General features: G+C 39.3%; 22 protein-coding genes. 5 read left to right on the top strand and 17 right to left on the bottom strand.

Translation table 11 applies throughout. From position 1 onward, the window contains the following. Nucleotides 1–88: 88 nt before the first annotated feature. From PR808_RS01815 to PR808_RS01740, 16 genes are all read right to left on the bottom strand, one after another. Nucleotides 89–340, bottom strand: a complete 252-nt coding sequence (locus PR808_RS01815; RefSeq protein ID WP_272538585.1) for a pyocin activator PrtN family protein — start codon at nt 338–340, stop codon at nt 89–91. Between the two features lie 5 nt (nt 341–345). Beyond that, the gene (locus tag PR808_RS01810) at nt 346–663 is read right to left on the bottom strand and encodes a hypothetical protein (RefSeq protein ID WP_272538583.1); all 318 of its coding nucleotides are present in this window, start codon (nt 661–663) and stop codon (nt 346–348) included. Further along, nucleotides 650–1,390, bottom strand: a complete 741-nt coding sequence (locus tag PR808_RS01805; protein WP_272538582.1) for a hypothetical protein — start codon at nt 1,388–1,390, stop codon at nt 650–652. Before PR808_RS01805 ends, PR808_RS01810 begins: the two co-directional genes overlap by 14 nt. Next, nucleotides 1,380–1,625 (bottom strand): hypothetical protein, encoded by a 246-nt coding sequence (locus tag PR808_RS01800; protein ID WP_272538581.1) that lies wholly within the window; start codon nt 1,623–1,625, stop codon nt 1,380–1,382. Before PR808_RS01800 ends, PR808_RS01805 begins: the two co-directional genes overlap by 11 nt. Continuing rightward, nucleotides 1,622–1,849 carry a hypothetical protein gene (locus tag PR808_RS01795; RefSeq protein WP_272538580.1) on the bottom strand — a complete coding sequence of 76 codons (228 nt, stop codon included), beginning with the start codon at nt 1,847–1,849 and terminating at the stop codon, nt 1,622–1,624. Before PR808_RS01795 ends, PR808_RS01800 begins: the two co-directional genes overlap by 4 nt. Beyond that, nucleotides 1,849–2,376, bottom strand: coding sequence for a hypothetical protein (locus tag PR808_RS01790; protein WP_272538579.1), 528 nt, complete (start codon nt 2,374–2,376; stop codon nt 1,849–1,851). The genes PR808_RS01795 and PR808_RS01790 overlap by 1 nt, the downstream gene beginning before the upstream one ends. Before the next feature lie 80 nt (nt 2,377–2,456). Beyond that, nucleotides 2,457–3,149: a Rha family transcriptional regulator gene (locus tag PR808_RS01785; protein WP_272538578.1), complete on the bottom strand. Its 693-nt coding sequence runs from the start codon at nt 3,147–3,149 to the stop codon at nt 2,457–2,459. Then, complete coding sequence (locus PR808_RS01780; protein WP_272538577.1) at nt 3,146–3,355, bottom strand: hypothetical protein; 210 nt, start codon at nt 3,353–3,355, stop codon at nt 3,146–3,148. The genes PR808_RS01785 and PR808_RS01780 overlap by 4 nt, the downstream gene beginning before the upstream one ends. Beyond that, on the bottom strand, nt 3,348–3,653 hold the full coding sequence (locus PR808_RS01775) for an ANR family transcriptional regulator (RefSeq protein ID WP_272538576.1): 306 nt from the start codon (nt 3,651–3,653) through the stop codon (nt 3,348–3,350). The genes PR808_RS01780 and PR808_RS01775 overlap by 8 nt, the downstream gene beginning before the upstream one ends. Continuing rightward, nucleotides 3,650–3,991, bottom strand: coding sequence for a hypothetical protein (locus PR808_RS01770; RefSeq protein ID WP_272538575.1), 342 nt, complete (start codon nt 3,989–3,991; stop codon nt 3,650–3,652). The genes PR808_RS01775 and PR808_RS01770 overlap by 4 nt, the downstream gene beginning before the upstream one ends. 79 nt (nt 3,992–4,070) lie before the next feature. Further along, nucleotides 4,071–4,502 carry a hypothetical protein gene (locus PR808_RS01765; protein WP_272538574.1) on the bottom strand — a complete coding sequence of 144 codons (432 nt, stop codon included), beginning with the start codon at nt 4,500–4,502 and terminating at the stop codon, nt 4,071–4,073. Between the two features lies 1 nt (nt 4,503). After that, on the bottom strand, nt 4,504–4,755 hold the full coding sequence (locus tag PR808_RS01760) for a hypothetical protein (protein ID WP_272538573.1): 252 nt from the start codon (nt 4,753–4,755) through the stop codon (nt 4,504–4,506). Nucleotides 4,756–4,757: 2 nt separating this feature from the next. Continuing rightward, nucleotides 4,758–4,997, bottom strand: coding sequence for a hypothetical protein (locus PR808_RS01755; RefSeq protein ID WP_272538572.1), 240 nt, complete (start codon nt 4,995–4,997; stop codon nt 4,758–4,760). Further along, complete coding sequence (locus tag PR808_RS01750) at nt 4,990–5,313, bottom strand: hypothetical protein (RefSeq protein ID WP_272538571.1); 324 nt, start codon at nt 5,311–5,313, stop codon at nt 4,990–4,992. The genes PR808_RS01755 and PR808_RS01750 overlap by 8 nt, the downstream gene beginning before the upstream one ends. After that, a complete protein-coding gene (locus PR808_RS01745; protein WP_272538570.1) occupies nt 5,292–5,531 on the bottom strand; it encodes a host cell division inhibitor Icd-like protein in 240 nt (79 codons plus the stop codon). Before PR808_RS01745 ends, PR808_RS01750 begins: the two co-directional genes overlap by 22 nt. 222 nt (nt 5,532–5,753) lie before the next feature. Continuing rightward, entirely contained in the window at nt 5,754–6,398 is a 645-nt protein-coding gene (locus tag PR808_RS01740; RefSeq protein ID WP_272538569.1) for a LexA family protein, read from the bottom strand. A gap of 104 nt (nt 6,399–6,502) precedes the next feature. Between PR808_RS01740 and PR808_RS01735 the strand changes: the two genes are divergently transcribed. The 5 genes from PR808_RS01735 to PR808_RS01715 all read left to right on the top strand — a co-directional run bounded on the left by PR808_RS01735 (nt 6,503) and on the right by PR808_RS01715 (nt 10,796). After that, nucleotides 6,503–6,745 carry a helix-turn-helix transcriptional regulator gene (locus PR808_RS01735; protein WP_272538568.1) on the top strand — a complete coding sequence of 81 codons (243 nt, stop codon included), beginning with the start codon at nt 6,503–6,505 and terminating at the stop codon, nt 6,743–6,745. A 21-nt stretch (nt 6,746–6,766) separates the two neighbouring features. Continuing rightward, a complete protein-coding gene (locus PR808_RS01730) occupies nt 6,767–7,699 on the top strand; it encodes a hypothetical protein (RefSeq protein ID WP_272538567.1) in 933 nt (310 codons plus the stop codon). Between the two features lie 45 nt (nt 7,700–7,744). Beyond that, entirely contained in the window at nt 7,745–9,637 is a 1,893-nt protein-coding gene (locus PR808_RS01725; protein ID WP_272538566.1) for a toprim domain-containing protein, read from the top strand. Nucleotides 9,638–9,655: 18 nt separating this feature from the next. Continuing rightward, nucleotides 9,656–9,943 carry a hypothetical protein gene (locus PR808_RS01720; protein ID WP_272538565.1) on the top strand — a complete coding sequence of 96 codons (288 nt, stop codon included), beginning with the start codon at nt 9,656–9,658 and terminating at the stop codon, nt 9,941–9,943. 73 nt (nt 9,944–10,016) lie between these two features. Next, the gene (locus PR808_RS01715; protein WP_272538564.1) at nt 10,017–10,796 is read left to right on the top strand and encodes an antitermination protein Q; all 780 of its coding nucleotides are present in this window, start codon (nt 10,017–10,019) and stop codon (nt 10,794–10,796) included. A gap of 84 nt (nt 10,797–10,880) precedes the next feature. Here PR808_RS01715 and PR808_RS01710 read toward each other — a convergent pair whose 3' ends face one another. Beyond that, nucleotides 10,881–11,405 carry a hypothetical protein gene (locus PR808_RS01710; RefSeq protein WP_272538563.1) on the bottom strand — a complete coding sequence of 175 codons (525 nt, stop codon included), beginning with the start codon at nt 11,403–11,405 and terminating at the stop codon, nt 10,881–10,883. Between the last annotated feature and the right edge of the window lie 410 nt (nt 11,406–11,815).

Raw genomic sequence — 11,815 nt, 5'->3', positions numbered from 1 at the left:
ATCCACAATGGAGCGCACTTTATTTAAAAACAGTATGTTATGTATTAAAGGGGTGCTATAGGGGTGCTGGAAGTCAGCACCTTTTTTATTATCTGGTTCTATTGAACTCAGTAATTGCATCGTTACGTTGCTTGTCTATGTAAGCTGCCAAGTCGTTAACGTGGATCATTCTGGGTGACTTTTGGCTGTTATTTAGTCTATATGTCGGTATTGGCAACTCACCTGCATTAGCTTTCCTTTCAGCCGTAGTTGTACTCATTTTTAAATATTTCTCCGCAATATCGGCCAGAGGTATTTGTGATGTACCGAATTCAGCCATGAGAAGAAACGCTGTATTCATTGCAATCACTTATCACCCCCTTTCACATACCCATTTCTTAACACCATTGCCGCAACTTCAGCGGGTATACCCAGCGACATAGCGTCATCAATTATTGTGTTTAGGTTCCCCTTGCTGAGACTTTCAACTGTTTTTGGCCATACATTTTGCGGGACGCCATAATAAACACAATCAGCTATCTGGCTGGTGGTCATCTCAATAATTTCGTCTGTGGTAAAATCCATTCTCTGATAACCAGCGTCCCAAACAGCCTCAGTTACATCACCAGGATCACCACCTGCATTTTTAATGATACTGACGAGGTTAAAATCAAGCGTTGTCATTGCCCACCTCCATTAACCCCTCAAGCTTCACAACTAACTCATACATTTCACTTTTGCATTGACGGGTTTTTGTTAATTCGCCCATGCGGTTGTTTATCTGAATCAACTCATCATCAATTTTTACCAGTTCAGCACGTAGTTGTTTACTGTTTGGTACGTTCAGGGTTCCGTTTGAAACGGAGATGTGCTGTTCTGGTATAAGGTGATTTTTCTCACCTTTAAATTCTGGCTTTGTGACAGAATTAAGTGATATCAATTGTTTGTCGGAGGTCTCTTCTAAAAGGGGCGATTTCTCCTCTTTAGCTTCAACCCACTGGTAAACTCTTGAGCCGTTTTTTACCTGACTAACCACATTTCCATTTTTGATATCAGTTTTTAAACGCCCGCCAATGTTATTTGCCGAATCTCCAGTTGCTTTAGCTAGTTCTGCAGCAGTCATAGCGAGTGAGCTTTGCTGTAAAACCTCTCTTAAGATTTCAATCTTAGGGCGCTCATCACTAGCCTGACATGAAAATTTTGAAGCAATAGGGCTCTTATTTACTTTTGGCTCTGGCTGGTTAGTAAGTTGATACATACCATTAACCAACTTTACCGCACCTTTTCGCATTTGATTGGTAATCATTGCATTAACAACTTGGGCGCTTTGATCCATATGCAAAGCAAGCGTATCGATATCACATGGACCCACTTCTTCAAGAGCATCGATAATTAAAGGGTTATTGCTCATCTTTCACCTTCCTTGCGCGTTTTTTCTTTTTGGTGATCGGGATTAATTTAGGTGCAACGATTTGTGGTGCTGGCGGTAGAGGAGGGCATATACCCATCCTGATATAACAGCTTTGTCTGATCCCGTGAATAATTCGAGCCGTCCAATCGCAACCGTCATCCACATAGTGAGTAACCCGAACGATCACATCATCGTAATCAACCATTTCATGTTCAGTGCTATCTTGTTCAATCACTTTTTTGCCTCCTTGCAAATGGTTTTGTAAGCGCGTAGAACGTGGTTTGTTTTGCCATAAATCGTAGTGACTCGAAAAAAGAAACCAGTAGATAATTCATGAACTGGCGCACGAAGTAGGGCGGTATCAATTAAGCGATTTAGTTTTCTACGTTCAGTAATGAAAGATAGGATTACTACTTTGGCTGTGTTGCCTGTTTCGCTAGCGATATATTCAATTTTCATTAGTCAATCCCCATAATCTGGTCACGTAAAGATTGAGATAATTTGTGGATATCCTTTTCCATGGCCATAGTGATTAAAATGGGCTCACCATATATTTCTGATGTTAAGGCATCCATAGAAAACAACACGGAACGAAAGTCTTCGCTAGGCAATACATCAACGCTACCTCTGCCAAACATTAAATAAGGTAGAGCTAAATAGACGGATGCTATGTAAGGTGTTTTCCCCTCTTTATGTTTACAGTCCAGCAAGTTACTAAGATCGGGATAACGTTCTTGCATGAGAACTAATTCTGATTTCTCAAATGGCCTAAACTCTTCATCCCGATCCTGACGGTAATAAGTAACAGTGTGGCTTCCATCATCATGGCTATTGATATCAAGAAACTCTGCCTCATCAGGTACTGAATATACAAACTGAACAGCAACATCCTGGTCGAACTCTGCGTTATGCTTCATTCTGATCAATGCATGCCCGTTAGTTGCTTCTATGTACTGGTTATTAATGTGAACAACCTTTGTTAGCATGCGCGGGTCATCATTTACGGATATCAAAGCTAAAGCAGCGCGGATTAGGTCAGCATCAATATGTGGTAATTTAGTCTTCATTATTTAGCCTCCCAGCCAATTGCCTGAAACAATCCCATTTTCGGGTGATACCAACGAGTTCCGCGATTTTCTGCTTCGTTCATCATGTGTTTCATTGCCGCCATGAAGTCAGCCTCATGGATGATGACCATAGGCCTAGGCATCCCTTCTGGTGTAAGAATGGTTATTTGGTCTTTGCGAATGTTGTATTGCTTGGCAAGCGTCTTACACTTATCAATAGTCATGCCTGATTTTGTTTTTGCCAGTGAATAACCGATCCAACCTGCAGGAATAGTGCCTTGCTTAATTTGCTCGACAACTTCATGCACCTGCTCAACTTTGTACTCTACGCTGGATATACGGCGTTCACTTTCAAGGTTTGCGATAGCCATAGCAGCGATTAGCTCTGCTTGTGACTTAGGTTTACTTCGCTCATTTTCGAGTTCTTTCCAGCGGTCAACTAGTCGAGCTGTAAACTCAGGACAAAGCTGAGCTACCACAATAATGCTGTCTCGCTTACCTTCTTCGCCTGAAAACAAATAATAAGTGCTAGTTCTGCCTGCTGTAGGCTTTTCCCCCGTTGGGGGTAAAGTTATTATTCCTCGGTCTGCTAGTCGCTCAATTGATTGTTTAACTTTGTCATGGCGACTTCCCACTAGGTCTGAAATTTCTTCTGAGGTCATTGATGCATTAGTGCTAATTAAATCATTCATAAATAACTCTCCGTTACTTTAATTTTTGCTTTAGATAAACAACGGTCAGCTGCTTGACTGCTTATTTTCTGCTGATCACTTAACGCGCCATTTACTGGTGGCATGGCAATGTAAAAAGCTTTGTTATATTGCTCAGAGGCACGTCGATATAACTTTCTATCTTCAAGTGACTTGCCAGTATTCATATAATGTTCAAAGTTACTCACAGCCTACCTCCGAAGTTTTATTAATATTGGCCTCCAGTAATTCAGCTTCTTTTTTTAGCGCCGCTCTCTCTTTTGACTTTTTACTTTGTTCTTGTTTTTTAAATTCATATTCAATGGCGCGGTTCAATAAAGTACTGCGCTTTGAATTATGGCTAGAACGATAATCAGCCCATTCGAAATCGCTTTCACTTTTCGCCAGACTCTTGGCTCTATTCCATAAGTGGACAGCTTTTAAATAATCACCTTCACGTTCGGCTTCCGCTGCTTGATTGGCGATGTTTAAATAAGTTAATTTCATTTATTCACTTCCTTTTGATGTAAATGTTCAGCAATGAGCAAAGTAATATCACTAATGAATTCTTTGCCTTCATCGGTTAGCTTTCCGTGCTTATTGTAAAAACTATCGTAGACTTTGATTATTTGCTGGTCGGTTGCTCCTGCTTCTTTACGGCAGATGTTATTTTCGTATAAATTGATTAATGATTGCTTTAATACCTCAGCGTCTAAATCAACTCGGTATTTAATACCATCAACAGTTCGCTCGAATATTGAAGCTTTCTTTTTACTTTTTAGATAATCAAAGATTGCATCAATAAAATGTTTTCTTCTCTTATCTAATAAAGTTAACTTTTCCATTTTCTTATTCCTGAATTTAGATAAAGGGATTCCTTCAGCATTGGCGCTGATTTAAAATTAATTCTATTTAAATTGGATTTTAAAGTTTCTTTCTATTATCTATGGCTGTTTGCAATTGTTTGCGTAATAATTCAACTTTATCATCTAATATAGAATGGTCTACAACTGCTTTTGCATATTCTTCTTGTAATTTAATTATTTGTTTTTCTTTTTTCAGGTGTTCATGCAAAACGATAAGAATGCCTTCTTTAACACCCATAAAATATTCAGTTGGTTCACCGCGCTTGACCGCGGTAGTGCCATCCTCCAATGTTACAGGAATATCTTCATAGTTTGTTTCAAAGCCTTGCTTTCTGACTTCGCGCTCAGCAATGATGCTAGAAAGCTTATTCAATGCAGAACGTTCGCTAAGATAAGCACGCTTAGCGCCATTAATGATATATACAGGGCGCATTTCAATGGTGATTTCACCTTTAGATGCTTTTTCAATTGCTTCAAATTTATTGTTCATATTATTTCCTTAATTTTAAAAAAGCGATAATTCGCCCTTTCATTTTTGGTAATTGATTCATTATTTCTTTAGCTTCACTTGATGCATTTTCATAGTTGAAAAATGAACTTACTAATTGATAGTCACCATCTACTAGTTTATATATTTTACATTCCCACTTACCGTGATGTTGCAAAAATTCATCAATGTATTTAGGGGGGGGCATATTGTTAATTTTACTAATAGTTATTGCATTATAAGTTGTAGTGTTCATAATTAATCCATTTTCAGTGCGTGCTCTATTCCTGCTAAGGTTGCGCTAGTCATTAAATCAATCTCATTAATTAACCCAATAAATCTACCTGCTTCTTTAGGGTAGCTTGTGAATAGCTTATTTAATAATGGCTGCATTTCTAACTTTAATTCTCTGGTGTACCTTTGAGCACATAATGCAGTTTTATGTAAATTAGAATGCTTACTCTCGGTAGAAGGTGAATATATGGTTAGATCACTCATGATTATTCTCCTTTTTCAATTCACTTCTTTCAAACCAAGACGGGCGATGTAAATGAGACATCCAAGATTGAACTTTAAATAAAATATCATGGTCATTTATTAGCTCAGGGAAAATAGTTTCCATCAAGTGGATCAATAATGCATCGTGCTCTAGAAGTCGGCGCGATGATTTATCTTTGGCTAAACTGATGTCTACATTTTGAATAATTAAATTTGCCTGTTCGCAAATGTCATTGTGAGTTTCAATGCTTGTATTGTCACAATCGTATTCACATGTTTTTTTTGCGTTGTTTTCTAATTTAATTTCGTGTGACATGTCACGACTCCTACAGGTGTTTGTGATGCCAGTGATAAAACATAATCACGAACAAGTTGTAATTTTGCTGATTTCAAATCAGTTGCATAAACTTCTTTGCGTTCGGCTTTAGCTTGTAGATCACTATGCTTTACAGCAAAGAAGCAGAACTTAAACAGACCTGTACGGATATCAGGTTTAAGTACGTTCGTATTTGGCGCATAATGTATAGTCGGCATTTTTTGAACCTCAAATTAATTATCACTATGACTACTTGGTGTTAATCACGTTTTGTGTGATTATATTAATCACTAATCGTGTATTTATGTCAACAACAAAATGTGATTATTTTTGTTTTTGTGATTAACTATTTGATAAATTTAGGTTTATGTGAGAAATGAAAAAAGCCCTACACAGGCAGCGAGGGCTTATAGAAAAAAGATTGATATGTATTTATTGTTCTAAAACGTGTCGTCAGGCCACTGAGACTTAACCACTTTGCCTATAATCTGGCAGTTACCATTAATCGGTATCATCTCAAATCTAGGGTTCAATGGCTCAAGATATTCACGTTCACCCTCTCGTATCAATCGCTTAAATGTAAATTCATCGTTCATCAAGCGAGCGATGCAAAAGTCCCCAAACTTAACCTCTTGTTCAGGGTCAACTAGTATCAACATGCCTTCAGGGAAGCTTGGACGGCCTCCTTGTGGCGCTGTCATTGAATGTCCTTCGACTTCCAGCCAGAATGAGCTATCACTTGCTTTTTTAGCAGTGGGTATCCATGCAGCAGCGTCGCTCCTAGTGTAGGCGTTACTATTTTCAGTGAACGCTCCAGCCTGAATTTTTGAAAATAATGGATACTCAAACATGCGCACTATATGACCTGCGGAATCTCCAAACATTAACTCTGCGGGAGACACATCCAATGCGCGGCTAATGACCACTGCGTCATCAGCACCAATTTTTCTTTCACCTAGCTCATAGTTTCCAATTCTAGATGCAGAAGAATACCCGCACATACGTGCAAGCTGTGCCTGGCTAATCCCTTTGTTTTCACGGAGGGATCTTAGTCTTTGACCGATAAGTTCATTGATGTTTTTCATATGTATTTTTTAACACAAAACGTGTTGTTTGTAATTAAACAATTTGTGATTGCAATATAATCACATATTGTGTTTAATGTATATTAATATTTGGAGGACTGAGAATGAACAATATCGCAAAAAGCAGAAGGCAGCTTGGTCTATCACAGGCAAAGTTAGCCAGTATTTTAGGGTGGGGTGCTTCGCGCATTGCTAATTATGAATTAGGAATCAGAACGCCAAGTTTAAATGACTGCAGGTTAATAGTTATGGCTTTCCAGAAGCAGGGGCATGCATGCTCTTTAGATGATCTATTCCCTACAAAAAAACAGCATGCAGCAGATACACAACATGCCGAGGTGGAATAATGCTTTTCGAGGAGGTTATTAATGAATAAGCTCACACCAACCGACGCGGTTAATCAGATTGGTAAGCTCAGTTTATCCGGTAATGTTATTCCGTCAAATTGGTGGCAATACATTAAATTACCTAGCGGTAAGCCTGATTCTACAGCCATTATTTTACTATCTGATATTGTCTACTGGTATCGCCCATCTGAGATTAGAGATGAGGTAACTGGTGAGCTCAGGGGATGGCGCAAGCGTTTCCATGGCGACAAGTTGCAGCGTAGTTATCAGGCATTTGCTAATCAATTTGGGTTTTCAAAACGAGAAGCTACGGATGCTCTGAAGAGACTGCGAGCAGCAGGCTTAATTACGCTGGAATTGCGAACAGTTACCACTCCAGAAGGAGCGACGCTTAATAATGTTCTATACGTTGAAGTTGTTCCCGAAGCTATTTATGCCATCACGAATAACGCTTCAAATCTGACGGATGAAGATGAGAAAAATGGAATACCTGTTACATCTGAACGTAACACCCCTTACGTTGAAACGGAACCACTATTACTTTCTGACGTAAGCGCACCTACGTTGAAAAGTGATACATATACAGAGATTACTACAGAGATTACTACAGAGAATATTTATAACCGCGAAAACGCGGCTAACAAAAAATCCCAACCGTCACCCAAAAAAGCTAAAACCAAAAAACACACCATGCCAGAGGGCTTTGCCCCAACTGAAAAACATCAAGAGCTGGCTTGTGAGCTAGGTGTTGACTTGCAGGAAGAGTTTTTGAAATTTCGCGACCATCATGGCAGTAAGGGGTCCACCTACGCCAAATGGGATTTAGCCCTAAACACATGGCTTCGTAACGCCAAAACCTTCCAGCGGGGTCAGCAAGGCACGAAAGCACAGGCTCGGCGTTCTGCTGGCGGATTAATTGATCTCGGCAATGGGATTTATATCCGCGACGAGTAGCTGAAGTTGATGTTTGGCCACAGGATTGTCTTTAAGGAATTTGAAATGACGCCGAATGAGTTATCAGAGAAATTATGGGACAACGTTGAGCGAGTAGCGAAGTATTTGCTACCTCCGCCGAACGCGCGTTTAGACGGACAGGAGTGGATCGCTGGCAATATTCACGGTGAAGCGGGCAAGAGTTTAAAAATAAACTTGTCAGGTAAAAAGGTTTGGTCTGATTTTGCAACGGGAGAGGGTGGTGATTTACTTGATTTGTGGGTGCTAGTTCGCAATTGCAGTTTGCATCAGGCGATGTCTGAGGCCAAGCAGTTTTTAGGCATTCACGATACTGATCACCATTTTGCAGCCAAACAAAAAAAGACATTCTCAAAGCCAGATCGCAAGGCATTAGCGAAACACGTTCGAAAGACTACCAATTGTTTTGATTACCTTGAGGGGCGCGGCATAAGCAAAGCAACAGCAGAAGCTTTTGGTGTATGTGATGCTGTTGTTTGGTCTCATGATGATAACCGAGAGCTTCCTGCGATAGCCTTTCCGTACAAGCGAGATGGTGAATTATTACAAGTAAAGCGTATCAGCACTGAGCGACCAAATGGCAAAAAAATCATTATGGCTGAAGCAAACTGTGAGCCTTGCCTATTTGGTTGGCAGGCAATGCCAAACAATGCAAGAGTCCTGATCTTGTGCGAAGGTGAAATTGACTGCTTGAGTTATCATCAGTACGGATTACCAGCTTTGTCTGTACCATTTGGGGGCGGTAAGGGGGCCAAGCAGCAGTGGATAGAGTTTGAATACCATAACCTAGACCGTTTTACCGAAATTTGGCTATCTCTTGATAACGATGAAGTTGGACAGATTGCAGCAAAAGAAATTGCCAGTCGACTAGGTGAGCACCGATGTCGAATGTTGAAATTACCGAAAAAAGATATTAACGAATGCTTACAGGCAGGTATGACTGAAGATGAGCTATTTCGATGCATTGAAACTGCAGCGTACTTTGACCCTGAAGAGTTGTATAGCGCTCGTGAATTTTATCAGGATGCGGTTAATGCATTTTATGGCAAAGAACAATACCTGTTCAGAACGCCGTGGGAGCCACTTAATTACAATTTTAGCTTTAGAGAGTCAGAATTAACCGTTCTGAACGGTGTTAATGGGCACGGGAAAACAGAAGTTGTTGGACATATTATGCTTGAAGCCATGCGCCAGCAAACCCGTGTTTGCGTGGCATCTTTGGAGCTTAAGCCAGGACAACTATTAAAACGACTAATAAGGCAAACCACTTGCTCCGAAAAGCCACCAATAATGGAAATAGACGCTTCATTTGGGGTTTATGATGATCGTCTCTGGTTATTTGGCTTAACTGGAACAGCTAAAGCTAATCGCCTACTTGAAATATTCGAATATGCTCATCGTCGATATGGCGTAAAACTGTTTGTTATTGATAGCTTAATGAAATGCGGTATTGGTGAAGATGATTACAATGGGCAGAAAGCTTTTGTTGATGCGTTGTGTGATTTCAAAAATAAAACAAGTAGCCACATCATTCTAGTAACACACAGTCGAAAATCTGATAGTGAAGAAAAGCCAACGGGGAAGATGGATGTCAAAGGTACGGGAGCGATAACTGACCTTACGGATAACTTAATGATAATCTGGCGAAATAAACCTCGTGAGCGGGTTGTTCAGAAAAAAGAATCAGGCGTCATGCTTACAGACAAAGATCTTGAAAAACTAGAAATGTCAGCTTCTACACTATTTATCGAAAAACAACGAAATGGTGAGGGGTGGGAAGGTGCTGTGGGGCTGTATCTAAATAAACGCTCACATCAGTTTCTTACGAAGGAAGATGCGGATCCCTATAATTACATCGGTAATATGCCAGCTTCTCATTACGATGAAGACTGGAAAATGATGAATGTATCTGAATACTAAATCAAATAAGGGCTAAAAATGGAAGACAGAAAGATAAAACTAAAAAATGCAGTAAACGAATACAAATCTTTAAAGGAAAAAATGAGAGGGGAGGAGCTAAAAGGGCATGGCTGGCCAGAAGAATGGTTAACAATTCAGCATAATTTAGAAAGTGAAATTCGTGAATTAGCAGGTGCTAGCATGATTATTGAAATGTATGACAAGCTGATTGAATGTAGGGATGCCATCAGGGAACTAACTACTGAAAACGAAAAACTTCGCGCAGAACTTCGTCGGTTTGATGGCCTAGATAAAAAAATGCATTAAAACATACTTATTAGCAGGATTTACACATGGATGTGATTTCAATTAATTTTAGTGAAGCAATAGAGGTGGCTTAATGAAACTCGAAAACGCACTTAAAAACTTTCACCCTAAGTCACCTACATTCGGTAATGTAGCAGGTTGTACCTCTCCTGACCGAATAACAGGAACGGATATCATGGCTGCAATGGGGATGACTAAATCACAGGCTAAATTTGGCATGACGGCATTCTTGGCGAAAAATGATGTCAGTGAAGAGGATAAGTTTTCTACGGTGGAAGCTTTGATCCAATACGCTAAAAAAATCACACCAAAACTGGTGGCTAAAGCTGCAGGTAAAAAGTTGGGTTATTGCTTAATTATTCTGGCCAAGATGGCATTTGAAGATTACGCACGTTCAGCAGGCTCAGTGTTTCCATGTTCAGCATGTAGCGGTAAGGGTCTTATTTATAAGCGTAAGGACGTCATTAAACATCCTGGTATAACGAGACTAGACGGAACTGTAATTATTGAGCCATGGACAAAAAATGAAGAGGTGGATGAGTTATGCGTTTCTTGCAATGGCAAAGGTCAAATAGCGCACCGTTGTCGCTGCAAAGGGCGAGGTAAGGTATTAGATGACATTCAAACTAAGCTGCAGGGCGTGCCTGTATTTAAAGATTGCCCTCGTTGTGCTGGTAAGGGGTTCAACCGTGTACCGTCGTCTGTTGCATATAATGCGATAAAACACCTGATACCTGATTTAACTCAATCATCATGGTCACGCAATTGGAAACCATTTTATGAGAAACTAGCAAGTAAGTGTTATTTTGAAGAATGGATAGCGGAGCGAGCTTTTTGTAAAGCAATAAAATAAGTTTAATAGTGACTTGATTTTATTTAAAAACAAAACGGACAGTATGCTGCGTAGTCCGTTTTAAATAGATGATTAATTTATGAGTTATTTTTCTGTTGGTATTTTGATATCTAGGTCATAAAGCCTCAATACAGAAGGAGTTTCATCTACCGCTGAAAATTTAAATTTCACTTTAGAAGCAGCTCTTTTGGGAATGCTAATATCATTTTGAACCGTAGATAGGTAAGAAGTAAACCCATCTTGATCTAATATAAAAATATTATTTTTGTCATTAAGGTTTGTTAAGCGAATAGCCGAGTCTGATTTATTTTTAATTGCGACAGTAAGTAGATATTCACCATCAGTAATTTTTTCAGATGATGTTACCTTTACGTCAGTGTGTTTATTTAGATTCTCTATATCGTAAATAATAATAGCACCGTCAATGCTGCTTCCAGAGGCTCTTCCTTCATCAATTCCTTCCTTCAGCCCAGATAAAGCATCTTTACTTGAGGCTGTTATTAATGACGTTATTGATTTTACATTGTCTTTAATTCCTCCTTCGTTGTTGTCGTTGGCTGAAAATGCGCAAGTAGACATAAATAAGAATACATAAACTAGTTTTTTCATATTTACCCCGATAGGCTGTTGAGTTTGTTTCTTATATCTTACATCAGATACATTGCTTAATAGTTAGGCTTACTCTTAGATTAATTGATTGTTGCGTTCAGTAATTTATGGGCTGTCCTAGCATGGTTTCTCATAGCTGCCAAGAAAAAATGGGCTTCTATCCTGTTGCATTTTGCATAAAATTAGCTTATTATCCTCTAATAATGGACATTCTATACCTAGTCACATTAAACCAATTCAAGACCTCGCAATGCGGGGTTTTTTTATGCCCAAAATAAACATAAGACTTGCTGTTCCTACTTGTCAGAGTTACATGTGTGATTTGCACTTTTGTTATATCTCGTTAGACTAGGGAGTATATGATTTAAGTGGAAACCGTGACTTAAATATCAGGGCAAAGTTCGGGACGG

It is taken from the genome of Providencia sp. PROV197, assembly GCF_028479625.1.
GTDB classification, from domain to species: domain Bacteria; phylum Pseudomonadota; class Gammaproteobacteria; order Enterobacterales; family Enterobacteriaceae; genus Providencia; species Providencia vermicola.
The sequence above is the reverse complement of the archived record's forward strand: the minus strand, read 5'-3'. Positions and strand labels throughout refer to the sequence as shown.

Coding starts and splice junctions, on each gene's coding strand:
- PR808_RS01815 (WP_272538585.1), bottom strand. CDS start 340: ATGAATACAGCGTTTCTTCTCATGGCTGAATTCGGTACATCACAAATA.
- PR808_RS01810 (WP_272538583.1), bottom strand. CDS start 663: ATGACAACGCTTGATTTTAACCTCGTCAGTATCATTAAAAATGCAGGT.
- PR808_RS01805 (WP_272538582.1), bottom strand. CDS start 1,390: ATGAGCAATAACCCTTTAATTATCGATGCTCTTGAAGAAGTGGGTCCA.
- PR808_RS01795 (WP_272538580.1), bottom strand. CDS start 1,849: ATGAAAATTGAATATATCGCTAGCGAAACAGGCAACACAGCCAAAGTA.
- PR808_RS01790 (WP_272538579.1), bottom strand. CDS start 2,376: ATGCTAACAAAGGTTGTTCACATTAATAACCAGTACATAGAAGCAACT.
- PR808_RS01785 (WP_272538578.1), bottom strand. CDS start 3,149: ATGAATGATTTAATTAGCACTAATGCATCAATGACCTCAGAAGAAATT.
- PR808_RS01775 (WP_272538576.1), bottom strand. CDS start 3,653: ATGAAATTAACTTATTTAAACATCGCCAATCAAGCAGCGGAAGCCGAA.
- PR808_RS01770 (WP_272538575.1), bottom strand. CDS start 3,991: ATGGAAAAGTTAACTTTATTAGATAAGAGAAGAAAACATTTTATTGAT.
- PR808_RS01765 (WP_272538574.1), bottom strand. CDS start 4,502: ATGAACAATAAATTTGAAGCAATTGAAAAAGCATCTAAAGGTGAAATC.
- PR808_RS01760 (WP_272538573.1), bottom strand. CDS start 4,755: ATGAACACTACAACTTATAATGCAATAACTATTAGTAAAATTAACAAT.
- PR808_RS01755 (WP_272538572.1), bottom strand. CDS start 4,997: ATGAGTGATCTAACCATATATTCACCTTCTACCGAGAGTAAGCATTCT.
- PR808_RS01750 (WP_272538571.1), bottom strand. CDS start 5,313: ATGTCACACGAAATTAAATTAGAAAACAACGCAAAAAAAACATGTGAA.
- PR808_RS01745 (WP_272538570.1), bottom strand. CDS start 5,531: ATGCCGACTATACATTATGCGCCAAATACGAACGTACTTAAACCTGAT.
- PR808_RS01740 (WP_272538569.1), bottom strand. CDS start 6,398: ATGAAAAACATCAATGAACTTATCGGTCAAAGACTAAGATCCCTCCGT.
- PR808_RS01735 (WP_272538568.1), top strand. CDS start 6,503: ATGAACAATATCGCAAAAAGCAGAAGGCAGCTTGGTCTATCACAGGCA.
- PR808_RS01730 (WP_272538567.1), top strand. CDS start 6,767: ATGAATAAGCTCACACCAACCGACGCGGTTAATCAGATTGGTAAGCTC.
- PR808_RS01725 (WP_272538566.1), top strand. CDS start 7,745: ATGACGCCGAATGAGTTATCAGAGAAATTATGGGACAACGTTGAGCGA.
- PR808_RS01720 (WP_272538565.1), top strand. CDS start 9,656: ATGGAAGACAGAAAGATAAAACTAAAAAATGCAGTAAACGAATACAAA.
- PR808_RS01715 (WP_272538564.1), top strand. CDS start 10,017: ATGAAACTCGAAAACGCACTTAAAAACTTTCACCCTAAGTCACCTACA.
- PR808_RS01710 (WP_272538563.1), bottom strand. CDS start 11,405: ATGAAAAAACTAGTTTATGTATTCTTATTTATGTCTACTTGCGCATTT.